Origin of the sequence: Flavobacterium sp. 83 (assembly GCF_000744835.1) — a bacterium.
GTDB lineage: Bacteria > Bacteroidota > Bacteroidia > Flavobacteriales > Flavobacteriaceae > Flavobacterium.
Window position 1 is genome coordinate 112,670 of record NZ_JQMS01000001.1, and the last position, 19,184, is coordinate 131,853.

At 32.6% G+C, this 19,184-nt stretch carries 17 protein-coding genes; 10 read left to right on the forward strand and 7 right to left on the reverse strand.

Features of this window, described 5'->3' with window-relative positions; all coding sequences use genetic code 11:
* Nucleotides 1-22: 22 nt before the first annotated feature.
* From T410_RS00585 to T410_RS00605, 5 genes are all read left to right on the forward strand, one after another.
* A complete protein-coding gene (locus tag T410_RS00585) occupies nucleotides 23-556 on the forward strand; it encodes a DUF4199 domain-containing protein (RefSeq protein WP_035667705.1) in 534 nt (177 codons plus the stop codon).
* Between the two features lie 6 nt (nucleotides 557-562).
* The gene (locus tag T410_RS00590; RefSeq protein WP_035667707.1) at nucleotides 563-1,522 is read left to right on the forward strand and encodes a glycosyltransferase family 2 protein; all 960 of its coding nucleotides are present in this window, start codon (nucleotides 563-565) and stop codon (nucleotides 1,520-1,522) included.
* 274 nt (nucleotides 1,523-1,796) lie between these two features.
* Complete coding sequence (locus T410_RS00595) at nucleotides 1,797-3,524, forward strand: phospho-sugar mutase (protein WP_035667709.1); 1,728 nt, start codon at nucleotides 1,797-1,799, stop codon at nucleotides 3,522-3,524.
* Nucleotides 3,525-3,604: 80 nt separating this feature from the next.
* On the forward strand, nucleotides 3,605-5,431 hold the full coding sequence (locus T410_RS00600; protein WP_035667711.1) for an ABC transporter ATP-binding protein: 1,827 nt from the start codon (nucleotides 3,605-3,607) through the stop codon (nucleotides 5,429-5,431).
* Between the two features lie 47 nt (nucleotides 5,432-5,478).
* On the forward strand, nucleotides 5,479-6,180 hold the full coding sequence (locus T410_RS00605; RefSeq protein WP_035667714.1) for a hypothetical protein: 702 nt from the start codon (nucleotides 5,479-5,481) through the stop codon (nucleotides 6,178-6,180).
* A gap of 2 nt (nucleotides 6,181-6,182) precedes the next feature.
* On the opposite strand, the gene T410_RS00610 is transcribed toward T410_RS00605, so the two are convergent.
* The 3 genes from T410_RS00610 to T410_RS00620 form a co-directional block, all read right to left on the reverse strand.
* Complete coding sequence (locus tag T410_RS00610; RefSeq protein ID WP_035667718.1) at nucleotides 6,183-6,905, reverse strand: hypothetical protein; 723 nt, start codon at nucleotides 6,903-6,905, stop codon at nucleotides 6,183-6,185.
* 127 nt (nucleotides 6,906-7,032) lie between these two features.
* Complete coding sequence (locus T410_RS00615) at nucleotides 7,033-9,501, reverse strand: carboxypeptidase-like regulatory domain-containing protein (RefSeq protein ID WP_035667720.1); 2,469 nt, start codon at nucleotides 9,499-9,501, stop codon at nucleotides 7,033-7,035.
* Nucleotides 9,502-9,513: 12 nt separating this feature from the next.
* Nucleotides 9,514-11,211 carry a M23 family metallopeptidase gene (locus T410_RS00620; protein WP_051929474.1) on the reverse strand — a complete coding sequence of 566 codons (1,698 nt, stop codon included), beginning with the start codon at nucleotides 11,209-11,211 and terminating at the stop codon, nucleotides 9,514-9,516.
* A 179-nt stretch (nucleotides 11,212-11,390) separates the two neighbouring features.
* Between T410_RS00620 and T410_RS00625 the strand changes: the two genes are divergently transcribed.
* The 3 genes from T410_RS00625 to rny all read left to right on the forward strand — a co-directional run bounded on the left by T410_RS00625 (nucleotide 11,391) and on the right by rny (nucleotide 13,757).
* On the forward strand, nucleotides 11,391-11,681 hold the full coding sequence (locus T410_RS00625; RefSeq protein WP_035667725.1) for a hypothetical protein: 291 nt from the start codon (nucleotides 11,391-11,393) through the stop codon (nucleotides 11,679-11,681).
* 8 nt (nucleotides 11,682-11,689) lie between these two features.
* Nucleotides 11,690-11,983, forward strand: a complete 294-nt coding sequence (locus tag T410_RS00630; RefSeq protein WP_035667727.1) for a cell division protein ZapA — start codon at nucleotides 11,690-11,692, stop codon at nucleotides 11,981-11,983.
* A gap of 208 nt (nucleotides 11,984-12,191) precedes the next feature.
* Entirely contained in the window at nucleotides 12,192-13,757 is a 1,566-nt protein-coding gene (gene rny, locus T410_RS00635; RefSeq protein WP_035667728.1) for a ribonuclease Y, read from the forward strand.
* A gap of 93 nt (nucleotides 13,758-13,850) precedes the next feature.
* On the opposite strand, the gene xerD is transcribed toward rny, so the two are convergent.
* Together xerD and T410_RS17000 are read right to left on the reverse strand one after the other, a co-directional pair.
* Entirely contained in the window at nucleotides 13,851-14,759 is a 909-nt protein-coding gene (gene xerD / locus T410_RS00640) for a site-specific tyrosine recombinase XerD (protein ID WP_035667730.1), read from the reverse strand.
* A 76-nt stretch (nucleotides 14,760-14,835) separates the two neighbouring features.
* Nucleotides 14,836-14,979: a hypothetical protein gene (locus tag T410_RS17000; protein WP_193743711.1), complete on the reverse strand. Its 144-nt coding sequence runs from the start codon at nucleotides 14,977-14,979 to the stop codon at nucleotides 14,836-14,838.
* Nucleotides 14,980-15,677: 698 nt separating this feature from the next.
* Between T410_RS17000 and T410_RS00650 the strand changes: the two genes are divergently transcribed.
* Together T410_RS00650 and aroQ are read left to right on the forward strand one after the other, a co-directional pair.
* On the forward strand, nucleotides 15,678-16,241 hold the full coding sequence (locus T410_RS00650; protein WP_035667732.1) for a porin family protein: 564 nt from the start codon (nucleotides 15,678-15,680) through the stop codon (nucleotides 16,239-16,241).
* A 73-nt stretch (nucleotides 16,242-16,314) separates the two neighbouring features.
* A complete protein-coding gene (aroQ, locus tag T410_RS00655) occupies nucleotides 16,315-16,728 on the forward strand; it encodes a type II 3-dehydroquinate dehydratase (protein WP_035667735.1) in 414 nt (137 codons plus the stop codon).
* Nucleotides 16,729-16,799: 71 nt separating this feature from the next.
* Here aroQ and T410_RS00660 read toward each other — a convergent pair whose 3' ends face one another.
* Both T410_RS00660 and murA read right to left on the reverse strand, forming a co-directional pair.
* The gene (locus tag T410_RS00660; protein ID WP_035667736.1) at nucleotides 16,800-17,669 is read right to left on the reverse strand and encodes a cation diffusion facilitator family transporter; all 870 of its coding nucleotides are present in this window, start codon (nucleotides 17,667-17,669) and stop codon (nucleotides 16,800-16,802) included.
* Nucleotides 17,670-17,777: 108 nt separating this feature from the next.
* On the reverse strand, nucleotides 17,778-19,088 hold the full coding sequence (gene murA / locus T410_RS00665; RefSeq protein ID WP_035667737.1) for a UDP-N-acetylglucosamine 1-carboxyvinyltransferase: 1,311 nt from the start codon (nucleotides 19,086-19,088) through the stop codon (nucleotides 17,778-17,780).
* Between the last annotated feature and the right edge of the window lie 96 nt (nucleotides 19,089-19,184).

The following is a 19,184-nucleotide window of genomic DNA, read 5'->3' on the forward strand; positions in this document are numbered from 1 at the left end:
GATTAATAAACAACAACTAATAATGGTTAATGAAATTATAAAAAAAAACGGAATTACATTTGGGATAATTACAGGAGTGGTATTATCATTAATTACCGCTTTAATGTATGCAATAGACATTGAATTATTCATCGCATGGTGGACTACACTTTTAAGCTTTTCTGTTTTTATCATTGTTCCAATTCTATCTCTTTCTAAAACAAAAAAAGAATTAAACGGCATATTCCCTTTTAAAGAAGCTTTTACCACCTATTTTATTACGGCTGCTATTGGTGTGCTTATTTCTCTTATTTTTAAAATCATTTTATTCAATTTCATAGATCCATCAGTAAAAACTGCCTTACTAGATCTAACCATAAAATATTTGATTAGCACTTCTGAAAAATTTGGAGTAGCTGCATCTTCGTTAAACGAAACCATTTCAAAACTAAAAGAAACAGATCCTTATTCCATCATTGAACAATTAAAAGGGACAATTTTCAACCTCTTTTTTTGCGCTATATTGGGATTGATTATGGCTGCATTTTTCAAAAGTAAATCTACATCACAAGAATAAACAGGAATGAAATTATCTATACTCATACCGCTTCTTAACGAAGAGGAATCACTTAAAGAATTGTACACTTGGATCATTAAAGTGATGCGAGAGCATAATTACACGTATGAAATCATTTTTCTGGATGACGGAAGTACAGATGATTCTTGGGCTATTATTGAAGAATTTGCTCAGGAAAACCCTCATGTAAAAGGTGTTCGTTTCATGAAAAATTTTGGAAAATCACAAGCCTTACATGCTGGTTTTGCAAAAGCGCAAGGCGATGTTATTATCACTATGGATGCTGATTTACAAGACAGCCCTGAAGAAATCCCTGGATTATATGACATGATTGTCAATGGCAAATATGATTTAGTTTCTGGGTGGAAAAAGAAACGTTACGACTCCGTAGTTGCCAAAAACTTACCTTCTAAATTATTCAATTGGGCTGCCAGAAAAACTTCGGGAGTTGAATTGAATGATTTTAATTGCGGATTGAAAGCCTACAAAAATGTTGTGGTGAAAAACATTGAAGTTTCAGGAGAAATGCACCGATACATTCCGGTTTTGGCAAAAAATGCCGGTTTTGGCAAAATTGGCGAAAAAGTAGTACAACATCAAGCCAGAAAATATGGTGAAACTAAATTTGGAATGGAACGTTTCATCAATGGTTTCTTAGATTTAATTACCATTTGGTTTCTTTCCCGTTTTGGAAAAAGACCCATGCACTTATTCGGTGCTATGGGCTCAGCAATGTTTATTATTGGTTTTTTATTGGCAGGTTATATTGGTGTTTCAAAACTGTATCATATGTACAATGGTATGACCTATAATTTAGTAACCAGTAATCCTTGGTTCTATATTGCTTTAACAACAATGGTACTGGGAACTCAATTATTTTTGGCTGGATTTCTTGGCGAAATAATTTTGCGAACAAAAAACAATGACGAGCGTTATAAAGTTTCGTCTGAGGTTAATTTTTTATAATTTTCATTCAAATTTATAAAAAAAAGAAATTTAATGTAAATTGTATTGATTGATTTTGCAAATTGCATATCGGGAAAATTACCGGAATTTACGTGAACTATTTCTTGTCAGAAACAAACTAGACCTGATAAAAACAAAACGACAAAGCGAATAGCAGGTCACGAGCATAGCAAACAGACGAAGTAAATTACTCCTGAAAGAAATTGAATTAATTTACCGAAGCAATTATATTGAAATTTTAAACTACGAATTTAGAACTAAAAAACATACAAAAATGGATATCAAACAAAACATTTTGGATGCAGTAAATGAATGGCTTACTCCAACATTTGACACAGCAACACAGGAAGCAATCAAAGAATTAATGACTACTTCACCTAAAGAACTCGAAGAAAGTTTTTATAAAAATCTTGAATTTGGAACTGGCGGAATGCGTGGCGTAATGGGTGTAGGAAACAATCGCATCAATAAATACACTCTTGGGAAAAGCACTCAAGGTCTTTCTGATTATTTACATACATCTTTTCCTAATCAACCCATAAAAGCAGTTATTGCATATGATTGTCGTCATAATAGTGACACTTTAGCCAAAGTGGTTGCAGATGTTTTCTCTGCTAATAGTATTCATGTTTATTTGTTTTCTAGTTTGAGACCAACACCAGAATTGTCATTTGCCCTTAAATATTTAGGTTGTCAATGCGGAATTGTCCTTACAGCTTCTCACAATCCACCAGAATATAATGGTTATAAAGTGTACTGGGAAGATGGCGGACAAATTGTTCCTCCAGAAGATGAAGGAATCATTAATGTTATCGAGAATTTAAATTACAATCAAATCAAGTTTACTGCAAATGAAGATTTGATAGAATATATAGACAAAGAAGTTGACGAAGCTTTTATTAAATCGACTATCGAAAATGCTAGTTTTGGTACTTCAACCGAAGCCAAAGAAAACTTGAATATTGTTTTCACTTCTTTGCACGGTACATCAATTACACTTGTTCCTGATACTTTTGCACAAGCCGGTTATCCTAATGTACATATCGTTGAAGAACAAAGAGTTCCAAACGGTAATTTCCCAACCGTAAAATCGCCTAATCCGGAAGAACCGGAAGCTCTGGCGATGGCATTGGCATTGGCAGATAAAACAAATTCTGATATTGTAATTGGTACCGATCCAGATTGTGACCGATTAGGTGTTGCGGTTCGAAATAACGAAGGACAAATGACTTTGTTGAATGGAAACCAAACCATGATATTGATGACCGCTTTTTTATTGGAAGAATGGAAAAAAGCAGGAAAAATAAATGGTGAACAATTCGTGGGTTCTACGATAGTTTCAACACCTATGATTATGGAATTGGCATCAGCTTATGGTGTACAATTTAAAGTGGGCTTGACTGGTTTTAAATGGATTGCCAAAATGATTAAGGATTTTCCTGAGCTACAATTCATCGGTGGTGGTGAAGAAAGTTTTGGATATATGGTGGGCGATGCGGTTCGTGATAAAGACGCCGTTGCAGCAACTTTATTAATTTGCGAAGTTGCAGCTCAAGCCAAAGCCAAAGGAAGCACTGTATATAAAGAATTATTACAACTTTATGTAGCACATGGTTTTTACAAGGAACATTTGATTTCTATCACTAAAAAAGGAATGGAAGGATTAGCCGAAATCAATCAGATGATGGTTTCACTTCGTGAAAATCCTGTGAAAGAAATCAACGGACAAAGAGTAATCATGTTAGAAGATTACAAATCATCTGTTGCCAAAAACTTACTAACTGGAGAAGAAGAAATCATAGATATGCCAAAAGCAGATGTTTTGATTTATTATACGGAAGACGGCTCTAAAATTTGCGCCAGACCAAGCGGAACGGAACCTAAAATAAAATTCTACATCAGTGTAAATACAGCATTGGATGCTGTTGAAAATTTCTCTAAAGTGGAAGCTGTTTTAAATGAAAAAATAAAAAACATTATCGCTGCCATGCAATTGAATTAATTGTATACTAATAAATTTTTCTGACAGACCCGACAGGCTTTAAAAATCCTGTCGGGTCTTAATGGTAAAAAACAACTTAAATGATCAATTTCAAAAAAATATTTCCTTTTATAATTCCGTATAAAAAGTATGCCTATCTAAATATATTTTTTAATATTTTATATGCTCTTTTCAGTACTCTTTCTTTTGTATCATTAATCCCTATGATGCAGGTTTTATTTGATCAAACCAAAAGAAATACGGTTCTTCCAACTTACAAAGGGATTTGGGAACTTAAAAAATATGGCGAAGATTATCTAAGTTATTATATTACCAATACTACGGATACTTTTGGCGTGGCTCACACCCTATCGATTATGGTTGCTGTGATTATTGTAATCTTCTTGCTAAAAAACATTAGTGATTATATGGCTATGTTTTTCATTACCTTTTTAAGAAATGGTGTCTTGAGAGACATGCGAAATGCAATGTATAAAAAGACGATTGATTTACCGTTAGCTTTTTTTTCAGAGAAAAGAAAGGGAGACGTAATTGCACGAATATCAGCGGATGTAAATGAGGTACAAACTTCTTTCCTTTCTATTCTGGAACTTATTGTAAAAGAACCGCTTACTATTATTTTCACCATCACCACCATGTTCACCATAAGCATGAAACTGACACTTTTTGTATTTATTTTCATTCCGGTTTCGGGCTATGTGATTTCATTGATAGGAAAGCAATTGAAAAAAAAATCAACTAAAGCACAACAAGAACAAGGCATCTTTTTATCTACCATTGAAGAAACTTTAGGCGGATTGAAAGTGGTAAAAGGATACAATTCCGAGCGTTATTTCAATCGCATTTTCCAAGAATCTACCCAACGTTTTTTTACGTTATCCAATAGTATTGGCAATCGCCAAAACCTAGCTTCACCTGCCAGTGAATTTATGGGAATTATGGTAATTGCTATTTTACTTTGGTATGGCGGACACATGGTTTTGATTGAAAAAACTTTGAACGGAGCATCATTCATTGCTTACATGGGATTAGCGTATAACATTCTAACACCTGCAAAATCAATATCGAAAGCATCCTATGCCGTAAAAAGAGGAAATGCTGCCGCAGAACGCGTATTGCATATTCTAGATCAGGAAAACACCATTAAAAGCAAAGTAAACGCTATCAAAAAAGATTCGTTTGATTCTAATATCGTTATTAAAGACATTAACTTTAAGTACGAAGACGAAAATGTTTTAAAGCATTTTTCATTGGAAGTAAAAAAAGGACAAACAGTAGCATTAGTTGGTCAATCAGGAAGTGGAAAAAGTACCATTGCTAATTTATTAACTCGTTTTTACGATGTAAATGAAGGAGCAATTTCTATTGACGGAGTAGATATTAAAGACATGAATATCCATTCACTACGTGACTTAATGGGATTAGTTACACAAGACAGTATTTTATTTAACGATACCATAAAAGCGAATATTTCACTTGGCAAACATGGTGCAACAGACAATGAAATCATTGAGGCACTTAAGATTGCGAATGCATATGAATTTGTAAAAGAGTTGCCGTTAGGAATCAACACTAACATTGGCGACAGCGGGAACAAACTTTCAGGCGGACAAAAACAACGTTTATCAATTGCAAGAGCCGTTTTGAAAAACCCTCCCATTATGATTCTGGATGAAGCGACTTCAGCATTAGATACAGAAAGCGAGAAATTTGTACAAGTGGCTCTGGAAAATATGATGCAAAACCGAACTTCCATTGTTATTGCACATCGTCTTTCTACCATTCAAAAAGCAGATTTAATTGTAGTGATGCAAAAAGGAAAAATTGTAGAGCAAGGCAAACATGATGAACTAATTGCATTGAATGGAACTTATAACAAATTAGTAACCATGCAATCGTTCGAATAGTTGTTAAATAATGGTACTTTTATGTTTACTGTGTAAAAAACTAAAAAATGTATCTTAATAACGCCAACATAAAACTTCCGGAAGATCCTAATACTATTGTTTGGAAATACCTTGATTTATCTAAGTTTCTTGACTTGTTAATGTCTCAAAAGCTATTTATGTCACGGTCTGATAAATTTGAGGATCAATATGAAGGTACTTTTAGCGAACCCACATTTGAAGAAATAAAAAAACTATCGATTGACAATCCTGAATTCCTCAATTTTTACAAAATACATCGAGAAAAAGTAGCCATTAGCAGTTGGCATATCAACGAATACGAATCCTTTGCGATGTGGCAAATTTTCACGCAAAACAGCGAAGGATTGGCGATTCAATCCACGATTGGGAGATTACAAAATGCACTTCATCCTGAAGTTAATTTCAATCAATACATCGGGGAAGTAAATTATATCGATTATAAAAAAGAGTACATCCCGTTTGATGATATGTTCTTTCCTTTTTTATTCAAAAGAAAGAGTTTTCAATACGAGCGTGAAGTACGTATCATTTCTGATGTTGTTGACAATACCATTAAAATAAATGATGGACTTAAAATCAATGTAGACATCAATGAACTAATCGAAAAGATATACATTCACCCAAAATCCGAAAACTGGTACAAGAATCTCGTTATTCAACTGGTAAAACAATTAGGATTCGATTTTACAATTGAAAAATCTGATTTAGAAAGTGATATTTTAATTTAGTTTTAAACCGGTTTGTAACTAATTATTTTCCATTGCTTATTTGACAAATCAACGTAGTTGTAATGCACTACATCCATTTTATCAAATTGCCCGTTTTTATTAGTATCCTCAACGGTTCTAAAATACAAACGATTCGTCGATTCTATTAAATTCCAATCGATCAATTCCTGATAACTATCCGATAATTTAGTCAATTTATCCCCGCTAATTTCACTAAGATACAAAGCCTTAATATCACTCGTATCTAATTTTCCATCTTTATTCGTATCCATATCAACCATGGTGTAGACCATGATTTGATTTTTGGTTTTATCAGAAACTGATTTTAAATATGTCGCTGTCTGAATCAAAACAGGCTCATTTGTCAAAGCTTTTATAGAATCTGAACCAATTTTTTGAAACTTTATGTTTTGTAAAAAACCAGTAATTTCATTTTCTCCATAATTAGATATAGTAAAACTCAAATCATTCACACTAGAAGATCCGTATCTGGTTTTTATTCCTCTTTCTCGAATGCTTAAATCACCTACTGGATGAATCAGATAATCAGTCCCTTCCATATGAATAGGTAAATCAGCGATTTCTATATCAGTTGAATCTAATTTTGCAATTTCTTTACCTTTATTTGCACCACCATAAATTACTTTTGGTTTTTCTGCTTCCTCTTTGCAGCTGGTTAAAAGTAGAACTGAAAGTCCTAATAATGCTATATGTAATTTTTTCATGATGATGTCTTATTAAAAAATAAATTCAAATGTAGTCATTTTTAAAAATGCTGCTGCATTCTGCAAATGATTTATGAATTAGAAATGATTTAAACCTTTAATAAAAAATACTTCTAATTCTTATATATTATAACTTTGCACTCAATTTTATATTAAAAACCCTCGTGGTCATGTAATTAGGAATAGCATATTGATTTTTTGAATACACGTCCCGAACCCAAGTATTGGTAATCGCATTTTGATTGTCAAAAAGATTAAAAATTTCTAGTCCTATAGCCAGCTCCTTGAAGCTTTTGAACCAACCACGATTGCTATTTCCTGTACTATTATCCATAATTACTTTAGAAAAACCAACATCTGCCCGACGATAATCCCTTAATCTATTTTGATACAAATAAGGATCTGCATACGAAGGCGAACCTCCCGGTAAACCTGTATTATAAACTAAATTCAGGTATATTTTTACACTTGGAATATTAGGCATGAAATCTTGAAACAAAAGCCCAAATTTCAATCTTTGATCCGTAGGTCTTGCTATATATCCTTTGTTATTGCTGTTTTCTTCCGTCTTCAAATAGCCAAAACTAAACCACGATTCCGTTCCGGGAACAAATTCACCATTCAACCGAACATCTAGTCCCTGCGCATATCCTTTAGCATTATTATTAGCTGCGTAACGTATGCGGACATTATCTATTGTATACGTATTTACATCCGTCAATGATTTATAATACAATTCTGAAACCAATTTAAAAGGACGATTCCACATCTTGAAACTGTAATCATTACTCAAAACTAAATGAATAGATTGTTGCGCCTTAACATTTGGCTGCACCACTCCATCAGCATCTCTAAGCTCCCTATAAAATGGCGGTTGGTGGTATAAACCTCCCGAAATCCTAAAAACCATATCCTTTTCCCAATCCGGTTTTATGGCAAACTGTGCTCTTGGACTAAATGTTACTTGGGATTTACCCATTATGTTATCTCCTAAAACTTCCCAGTTATGCATTCGCGCTCCCACATTATACCAAACTTCACTTGAACCTAAATTCCCTTTTCTACTCCATTGTGCATAACCTGAAAAACGATTAATGGTATTAAAATTTGTGGCTCTCACGTTTTGATAAGGCATTAAAGGTCCTGTGTATGAAGCATACGGCTGATCATTTTTAGGTAAAATAACAATCGGTGGATTTATAGAAAATCCTGCCGAATCAATTACTTCCCACTCCACTATTTTATCACGAATGGATTCTTTAGTATATTTTACGCCCCACTCAAATTGGTTTTCTTTCCAATCGTGAAATCCTTTTACTTCCATATTTACAATTAGTGCATCCAGATCGTTGCGTGCATGATTCAATTGCGAACCAATTCCTTTTGTAAAAGAAACATCACCATACGTATCTGAACCAATATTAGCATCTACTTCGCCCAAGCGATATTGTGCAAAAATATCAAAATGCTCTTGTTCTAAAGTATGAAATACTGAACCTATAAATTTTAATGTAAAATTGTCCGAAGCTTTAAAGGTTGTTTTTACAGCTCCAAAACAAGTATCGTATTTATCTTTTTCCTGACCTTCATAATAAATAGAAAGTGCCATAGGATTATCAATAGTTCCAAAATTTGTCTGGCGTGTCAAGGGCTGATACTGGTATTTATTTTGAGAAATATTTCCCAAAAAACTCCATTGCCATTTGGCCGATGCTTGGTAATTAACATTCGTTTGAATATCAGCAAATGTTGGTGTGAAATTCGTTTGTGTTTCTTGGCTTTTCACCAAAAGACTATTGTTACGATACCGCACGCCCGTTACCGCAGACCATTTTTTATTCTTGGAAACGGCATCTACAGACAGGCTTCCGCCAAGAAAACTCGCTTCAAGATTAGCGCCAAATTTTACTGGTTTTCTATAGGTAATATCCAAAATCGAAGATAATTTATCTCCGAATTTCACCTGAAAACCTCCAGCAGAAAAATCAATATTTTGAACTAAATCAGTATTCGTAAAACTCAATCCTTCTTGCTGCCCCGAACGAATTAGAAATGGACGATATACTTCGATTTCATTGACATAAACTAAATTCTCATCATAATTCCCACCACGAACAGCGTATTGGGTGCTTAGCTCATTATTGGAATTTACTCCCGGTAAAGTTTTCAAAATATTTTCAATACCTGCATTGGCCCCAGGAATTTTTCGAATCACTTCAGGTTCAATTGTAGTAATTCCCTGTACTCTCTTTTTGTTTTTTGCAATAACGATAACTTCACCCATCTGTTCCTCGTGGTCATTCATTATCAAATTGAATTCATAATCTTCATTTGATTTTAAAACAATTGAAACGGTTGTCTTCTTTAAAGAAACATGCGTAAAAACAACAACTAATTTTTGATTAGCAGGAACAACCAAATCAAAAAAACCATTTGTATTAGATTGAGTTGTTTTACCAAGACAAAAAATATTTACGTTATCTACAGGTTGGTTGTTTTTATCAAGAATAATTCCTTTGATTCTCGCTGATTGGGCTGATGTAGCAAGTCCAATACAGAAGCAAAAGAAAACAAGTAATAATTTATTAGTACTCAAATGGTTTGGTTTTTATTTTTTTTGGCTTCTAAAAAAATGAGTTTCAAAGATACTCGAATTTCCTACATTATCAATCACGACCACTTTTAAATCGTTGGCACCTTCGGCTACAATTCCATCATTGAAATTGTGAATTATTTTTTTAGTTTTATTGTCATATTCGAATAGAATCCAGTTCCCATTTAAATATCCATTATATGATTTTATACCTGATAAACTATCATTTACCGTAAGTTGAATCGTCTTTTGGTCACTCAACCATTTTCCTTCAATGGGTTTCGCTATAACAATTTTAGGCGCAATCGTATCCATAACCAAAGCATATTTCCCTAAAGTTTTCACTTTTGTATTAACAACATTATCTTTCTTATAGGTTGAGTTGTAAGTTACTTTTTGACCTTCGATTAAACCTATAAATATTTTTTCTCTTTGCGATTCTGTATATTTATTGTCTTCAATCGAAATTGTAAAATTAGTATGTGCTGGAACAGTATCGTCATGCAAGAATAGCGTGTCATTTTTTACGTCAAAATTCATATTAAAATCTTCATAAAAAGTTCCTGCAGGAAAAAAAACAGACATATTATCTTTGGCAAAATTACTGTCTTTGTTTGCCTTTACGAAATAGTTAGAAACAACAGGTTCTTTGTCAATGATTGTGGATAATAAATCATATTGTATTGGAATAGAAACCGTGCTTTTATTTCCATAAAAATCAGAAACTTCAATACGATAAACTGAGGATAAATTTGGAGCTACAGCAAGAATTCCGTTATTTTCATCCGATTGAATAATGCTTAGTCCATATTTATTTTTCATAAATAACTTCTGAACTCTTTGTTGCGTTTTCTTATATTTTGAATAATCGATAAGTGCGTTTACGTAGCGCATTTCATCAAAAGAATACGTATCAAACTGATACCCAAAAGTTGGTTTTCCATTAGAAAAAGATTGTACTTTGAAAACTCCATTTTTATTGAAGGAAACATCATCGTAATCAAAAGTGTTAATACCAAATCCAATTTTTCCATTGGCAACTACCTTTTCAGATAGATAAGTTCCATCTTTTTGTAAAGATAAATTAAGTAACAACGGACGCTTAGAATGATTTACTGAAGTTTTAGTTTCTAATGGATAAACATAAACACCTGCAATGGTAGGCTTTTTAGAATCCTTAATCTTTTTATCAAATCCGAAAAACATAGGATTAATAATTTTCTCCGTTTTTGTATCTCTAATTTCAAAATGCAAATGCGGTCCCTCAGAACCACCCGTATTTCCTGAAAAAGCAATTATTTGTCCTTTTTTGACAATCAATTCATCTGATTTAGGAAACAACTCTATTTCAAAAGATTTTAAGCTGTAATGAGCTTTTTTAATATACTCTTCAATAAGTCCATTTGCAATTTGTAAATGCCCGTATACGGAAGTATATCCGTTTGGATGCGTTATGTAAATAGCCTTTCCGTTACCAAAAGTAGAAATTTTTATTCTTGATATATACCCGTCAGCAACAGCATAAACTTTTAATCCTTCTTTCTGCAATGTTTTTAAATCAAAGCCAGCATGAAAATGATTGGGTCTTAATTCTCCAAAATTTCCTGAAAGTTGCATTGGGATATCAAGTGGAGAGTTGAAATAATCTTTGGGATATTCGACCTGAGCAAAAAGAGGAGTACAAAAAAGTATAAGGAATATAAAAATTTTCATGAGTTTGATTTTTGCTAAGATAAAAAAAGTAATTAATAAAAAATTCATAAAAGAAATCAAATCACAACATATTGAATTACATATAATTGATTTTTTTAATGTAAAAAAATCAATAAAATATTGTAATAATAAAAAGGAATACTAACTTTGTAAGATTAAGTAATGAATTAGAATTAATAATGAGTGTAATTGCAGAAATAATTGATACTCTTGAAAATAAGGTTGAAAAACTTTTCAGCAAACTGAAAGGTTTGGAGAAAATCAATCAAGATTTAAAAATAGAATTAACGAAATCTGCAACAACCATACAATCTCAACATGAAGAGATTGAAGCGCTAAAAACGCAATATGAAACACTTAAAATTGCTAATACATTATTAGGCAGTGACGATAATAAAAGAGATACAAAGCTTAAAATAAATTCATTAATTCGCGAAATTGATTACTGTATAGCACAACTATCAGATTAATAATACATATGGACGATAAGCTTAAAATTAAAATATCAATCGCAGACAGAGTTTACCCTTTAACGGTAGAATTGTCTCAGGAAGAAGGACTTAGAAGCGCCTCAAAAAAAATTGATGTGATGATAAAGCAATTTGAAGAAAATTACGCTGTTCGCGACAAGCAAGATGTATTAGCCATGTGTGCTTTACAATTTGCTTCTCAAGTAGAACAAAAACAAATTGATAATGCGATTGATGGAGAAGCAACCATCGAAAGATTAAAAAAAATCAATGCGGTTTTAGATCAATATCTCGATAATTAAACGTTCTTTACATAGACTAAGATACTGCCTACATTAGTTCATATTTGGTAAACTCAACACTAACAATTTAGAATGAGCAAATCATCACTACTAAAGCATGCCACGCTTCGGCGAGGAAACTTGAACAGTGAGTTAGCTCAAAACTTGTCTTTCCGAGTTTATTCAAGCAACCTAATGTAGGCTTTTTTATATATAAATTTTAACAAACATGGACAACATATTAACGATCATTATTACTGGTTTTATAGGTATTGCAGGAGGTTTTGGGATAGCCAAAATAATAGAAAAAAGCAATATTTCTAACTTAATTAAAAACGCAAAAAAAGAAGCAGCATCGATTCTAAAAGATGCTAATCTTGAAGCTGAAAACATAAAAAAAGATAAAATTCTTCAAGCTAAAGAAAAATTTATCGAATTGAAATCAGAGCATGAGCAAGTAATTCTTTCTCGTGACAAAAAAGTAGCAGAAATAGAAAAAAGAGTTCGTGATAAAGAATCTCAAATTTCTAATGAATTATCTAAAGCGAAAAAAGTTAATGATGATTTTGAAGCAAAAACTTTAGAATATAACACTAAAATAGAAGTCTTAGATAAAAGACAATCTGAAGTAGATAAATTACACAAAAGCCAATTGCAACAATTGGAAGTAATCTCAGGTTTATCAGCTGAGGAAGCCAAAAATCAATTAGTAGAAGGATTAAAAGCTGAAGCTAAAAGCAAAGCAATGTCTCATATTCAAGATACCATTGAGGAAGCTAAATTGACTGCTCAACAAGAAGCAAAGAAAATTATCATCAACACGATTCAAAGAGTTGGGACAGAAGAAGCGGTAGAAAACTGCGTATCTGTTTTCAATATTGAATCTGATGATGTAAAAGGAAGAATCATTGGTCGTGAAGGCCGAAATATTCGTGCCCTTGAAGCTGCAACCGGAGTTGAAATCATTGTAGACGATACACCAGAAGCTATTATTCTTTCATGTTTTGATCCTGTTCGTAGAGAAATTGCACGTTTGGCATTACACAAATTGGTAACTGACGGAAGAATTCACCCAGCACGTATTGAAGAAGTTGTTGCTAAAACAGCCAAACAAATTGATGATGAAATTATAGAAGTTGGTAAACGTACCGTTATTGATTTAGGAATTCACGGTTTACATCCTGAATTGATTAAAGTTGTGGGACGTATGAAATACCGTTCTTCTTATGGACAAAATTTACTGCAACACTCCCGAGAAGTTTCTAAACTTTGTGGAATCATGGCAGCTGAACTTGGCTTAAACGTAAAACTAGCTAAAAGAGCAGGTTTATTACACGATATTGGTAAAGTTCCAGATGCAGAAAGTGATTTACCTCACGCATTATTAGGAATGCAATGGGCTGAAAAATATGGTGAAAAAGAAGAGGTTTGTAACGCCATTGGAGCGCATCACGATGAGATAGAAATGAAATCGTTATTATCTCCGATTATTCAGGTTTGTGATGCTATTTCAGGTGCTAGACCAGGTGCTAGAAGACAAGTATTAGATTCTTATATCCAACGTTTAAAAGATTTAGAAGAAGTTGCCTACGGTTTTAGCGGTGTAAAAAATGCTTATGCTATTCAAGCCGGTAGAGAACTTCGTGTAATTGTAGAAAGCGAAAAAGTTTCAGATGAAAATGCAGCTAATTTATCTTTTGAAATATCACAAAAAATTCAAACAGAAATGACTTATCCTGGCCAAGTTAAAGTAACTGTAATCAGAGAGACAAGAGCAGTGAATATTGCGAAATAAAGCATTTGCATTTTTGTAAAATAAAGACTTTAAAAGGCTTATTGATTTAAAAATCGATAAGCTTTTTTTATTTATATTATTATAATGCTACCATCAGAAATCTGATTTTCTTCTGGGATGAAAAGTATTAATTACTTCTGTCAGAAACTTTCGATCAAGATGAACATAAATCTCTGTTGTAGTTATCGATTCATGTCCCAGCATTAATTGAATGGATCGCAAATCAGCTCCGTTTTCCAGAAGATGTGTAGCAAAAGAATGTCGTAAGGTATGTGGGCTGATATTTTTATTTAAACCTATTTTAGTTGCTAAATCTTTAATAATCGTAAAAATCATGGCTCGTGTCAATTGATTTCCTCTTCGATTTAAGAACAACGTATCTTCAAATCCTTTTTTGATATTCAAATGGATTCGCATTGTATCTTTATAAATTTGAATATATTTTTGAGTTATATTCCCAATAGGCACAAACCGTTGCTTATTCCCTTTTCCCGTGATTTTAATAAAACCTTCCTCAAAAAACAAATCGGAAATTTTCAAGGTCGTCAATTCAGAAACCCGCAATCCACAACCATAAAGCGTTTCAAGCATGGCTCGATTACGCTCTCCTTCATTAGTCGTTAAATCAATAGCCGAAATAAGAGTATCAATTTCAGCAACTGATAAAGTATCCGGAAGTTTACGTCCTGTTTTAGGCGTTTCAATTAATTCTAATGGATTAGTTACCCGAAAATCTTCAAATATTAAATAACTAAAAAAACTTTTAAGTCCCGAAATGATTCTGGCTTGTGACCGCGGATTAACTTGTTTTGAAACATCATAAACAAACTGCTGAATAGTTTCGTCGTCAATATGTATTGGAGAAATGACAATCCCATTATTTTCAAGAAAAAGACACAACCGTTCAATATCAAAAGAATAATTTTCAATAGTATTCTTTGACAAGCCACGTTCGATTCTTAAATAAGACTGATAACTTTTTATATAGGTATTCCAATTCATAAACCAAAGTAAAGCAATTTTTAGACATAAAAAGACCTCCAACTATGAGGTTTTAGATATTGTAATTTTAAAAATATTAAAAGTGTATTACAAACCCAATTAACCCTTGAAAAGCATTATCTTCTTTATTTTTGTCAAGGGTTGCATTATAACGAATTGCAGGTTCAATTGGACTATTGTCTCCAATAAACAAAGCGTAACCACCTTGAAAGCAATCCAATTTTCGTTTCTTCCCTTTGCAGAAGTACCTGTAAAATCAACACTACAAGAAACTGAATCACGATGTAATACTCACCCACTATTTTATACCTAAAAGGATTATAACCATCTCCATCATCTGAGTGGCACAAACCCGCTTTTATTTCTAAATCTTTTACAACAAAATATCCGCCTTCAAAACCTACTGACCATGCAGTGTTTCCACCATCAACAGCTAGTAAAGAGAATGAAATATTTTCGGTAGCCCATGAACCAGTATTCGCTTTAATTAACCATTTACCTTCTGCTCTCTGTCTACCATTATCACTTATTTTTTGTCTTTAGCATTCACAAATCCAAATGTGAATATTGACACTACTGATAAAATATTTTTTTTTGATGATTTATCATTTAAAATTTACAGACTCAAAGTTAGAAAAACGAACATAAGCATCTGATTTTAAATTAAAAAACTAATTTATCGCCAAATTAATCCGTTAAAACGTAATATAATATTTAATATATTGATTTACAATTATTTAAAAACAAAACCAATTGGATTGTGACGAAAAAAGCTAAATAAAAATAAAAAAACAATATCCACAGAATTTAAAACAAAGTAAATATTATAAGTAATAAATATAAAAGTGTAATATTTCTTTACTTTAAGAGTTTTATCTTGTACCCCATAAATTAAGGATAACAATTAAAAACAATATTATGAAAAAGACAATCTTAGTTGCCATTTTACTACTTGCTATCTCAAGTAATATGCAAGCTCAATTAGTTAAGTTTGGAATCAAAGCTGGTTTAAATTACGCGAACCAAACAGGTACTAACATTACAATAAATAGTGGAAATTATAACAAAGAAGCTATTACAAGTTATCATGCTGGTTTAATTGCAGAAATTAAACTGATTGATAGTTTCTCTATACAACCGGAATTACTATATTCTACTCAGGGTGCAACTTACAAATATGCAGCTACAGAGTTTAAAAATGAATTAGGTTATTTATCAATCCCTGTTTTAGCAAAAATCAATTTAAATAAAGTTGTAAGCATTGAGTTAGGTCCACAAGCTTCATTTTTATTAAGCGAAAGAAATAATTTTGACGTTAAAGAAGCAAATACTTTTGATTTTGCAGTTGTTGGTGGTTTAGGTCTAAATATTACTAACCATATATTTATTCAAGGCCGTTATGGTTTAGGATTAACAGATGCCTCAAAGGATGCCCAAGTTAAAAATTCTGTTGTTCAAGTTTCAGCAGGTATTAAGTTCTAAGGAATTAAAATAAATTTATTAAAACCGTTCCATAAATTGGAACGGTTTTTTTATTTTTACCAAAATAACAATTATGAAAATAAGTATCATCAACGGTCCAAATCTTAATCTTCTTGGAAAACGAGAGCCAGAAGTGTACGGCAGTCTCACTTTCGAGGAGTATTTCACTTCTTTACAAATAAAATTTCCCGCAATAGAATTTACTTATTATCAAAGTAATATCGAAGGAGAATTAATTGATAAAATTCAGGAATTTGGTTTTTCTTATGATGGAATTATTCTAAATGCAGGAGCTTACACCCATACTTCTATTGGAATCGGAGATGCTATAAAAGCGATTACAACCCCAGTAATAGAGGTACATATTTCTAATACTTTTTCCCGTGAAAGTTTCCGTCATCAATCTTATATATCAGGTAATGCAAAAGGAGTTATATTAGGCTTTGGATTAAAAAGTTATGAATTAGCAGTTCAGTCTTTTTTATAGTTTAAAGAATAATGAAATGATATATTATAAAAGAAAGGCACAAAAAAATTGTGCCTTTGCTATATCTTAAATTAATTATCAGGTTCCACATGGATCAACACATGTCCTAATTCAGGAATTTGTTCCCTTAAAGTATCTTTTAGTTTATGAGCTAAATCATGTCCTTCTTTTACTGAAATATTCGCATCCACTATAGCATGAAGATCTACATGATATTGCATTCCTGCTTTGCGAATAAAACACTTTTCAGTATCAATAATTCCCTCTACTTGAAAGGAAACCTTTCTAATTTCATCAACTAAATCATCGTTCAGATGCTCATCCATGATTTCTCCAAGTGCGGGTCTGAAAATAAGATAACTGTTGTATAATATAAAACCAGAAGCGAAAAGTGCAGCCCAATCGTCGGCGGACTCATATCCTTTTCCTAAAATCAATGCAATAGAAATACCTATAAATGCCGCTACCGATGTTATCGCATCACTTCTATGGTGCCAAGCATCTGCACGCAATGAAGAGCTATTTGTTTCTTTACTGCGTTTCATCACTACACGAAAGGAATATTCTTTCCAAATAATTATAGCACCAAGAATATAAAGCGTCCAAGATTTTGGCAATTCATGTGGTGTCCCTATATTATTAAGACTCTCGTAAGCAATAATTGTTGCTGAAGTAATTAAAAAACCTACAACCAAAAAAGTAACTAACGGTTCAGCACGACCATGTCCGTAAGGATGGTTTTCATCTGCAGGTTTATTAGAATATTTGATTCCGAACAATACTAACAGAGAGGAAAAAATATCAGTTGTAGATTCAATTGCATCTGCCACTAAAGCATAGGAATTTCCAAAAAACCCTGCCAAGCCTTTTATAATTGCCAAACAAATATTTCCTACTATACTAAAATATGTGGCCTTAATTGCAGTCTCTTCTTTTGACATTGTATTGTAATAATGAAATTAAAAATCGTTTAAAAACTCCTTTTTTAAATCTGAATTTACATATTCAAGATGGAATTTTTAAACGATTATTTTTAAAAAAAATTGAGTTTATGCACGAATGATATTAGCTCCAATCGCTCTTAATCGTTCATCAATTCGTTCATATCCTCTATCAATTTGTTCTATATTTTGAATGGTACTTGTCCCTTTAGCTGAAAGTGCAGCAATCAATAATGAAATACCAGCACGAATATCCGGCGACGACATTGTTGTTGCTTTTAATTGCGATTTAAAATCATGTCCCATAACAACCGCTCTGTGCGGATCACATAACATAATTTTTGCTCCCATGTCAATTAATTTATCTACAAAAAACAAGCGACTTTCAAACATTTTTTGATGAATCAATACATCTCCCCTTGCTTGTGTGGCAACGACTAAAACAATACTCAATAAATCAGGTGTAAATCCTGGCCATGGAGCATCAGAAATTGTAAGAATGGAACCATCAATATCTGTTTTCACTTCATATCCATCTTCATGAGCAGGAATATAAATATCATCTCCTCTTCGTTCCAATGTGATACCCAGTTTTCTAAAAGTATTTGGAATAACCCCCAGGTTTTCCCAACTTACATCTTTAATTGTAATTTCACTTCTTGTCATGGCTGCTAATCCAATCCATGAACCAATTTCGATCATATCAGGAAGAATTCTATGTTCACAACCGCCTAAACTTGGAACTCCTTCTATAGTTAATAAATTAGACCCAACACCAGTGATATTTGCGCCCATGGAATTCAACATTTTACAAAGTTGTTGTAAATAAGGCTCACAAGCAGCATTATAAACTGTAGTTTTTCCTTTTGCCAAAACAGCAGCCATAACAATATTTGCAGTTCCAGTAACAGAAGCTTCGTCTAGCAACATATCAGCTCCGATTAATCCATCTGGAGCTTCCACCCCATAAAAATGATCTTCTCTATTGTAACGAAATTTTGCACCCAGATTAATAAATCCTTCAAAATGCGTATCTAATCTTCTTCGACCTATTTTATCTCCTCCTGGTTTTGGGATATATCCTCTGCCAAAACGAGCCAATAATGGTCCCACAATCATAATAGAACCCCGAAGAGAACCACCTTCTTGTTTGAATGCTTCTGTTTCTAAATATTGAACATTTACATCATCAGCTTGAAAAGTATAAGAGCCAGATCCATTTTTTTGAATTTTAACTCCTAAATTTCCTAAAAGGGTAATTAGCTTATTGATATCAATAATATCAGGAATATTATTAATTGTAACTTTTTCAGGAGTTAAAAGAACTGCACATAAAATTTGCAGTGCTTCATTTTTAGCTCCTTGTGGCATGATTTCTCCTTTTAGACGAATGCCACCTTCTATTTTGAAAATTCCCATATTCTTTATTTAAGGTTCTGAGGTTCTAAGTTAAAAAGGCAATGAAGTTTTGTCTGCTTTATTAAAAACAGAACTCAAAATCTAACCTACTTACTA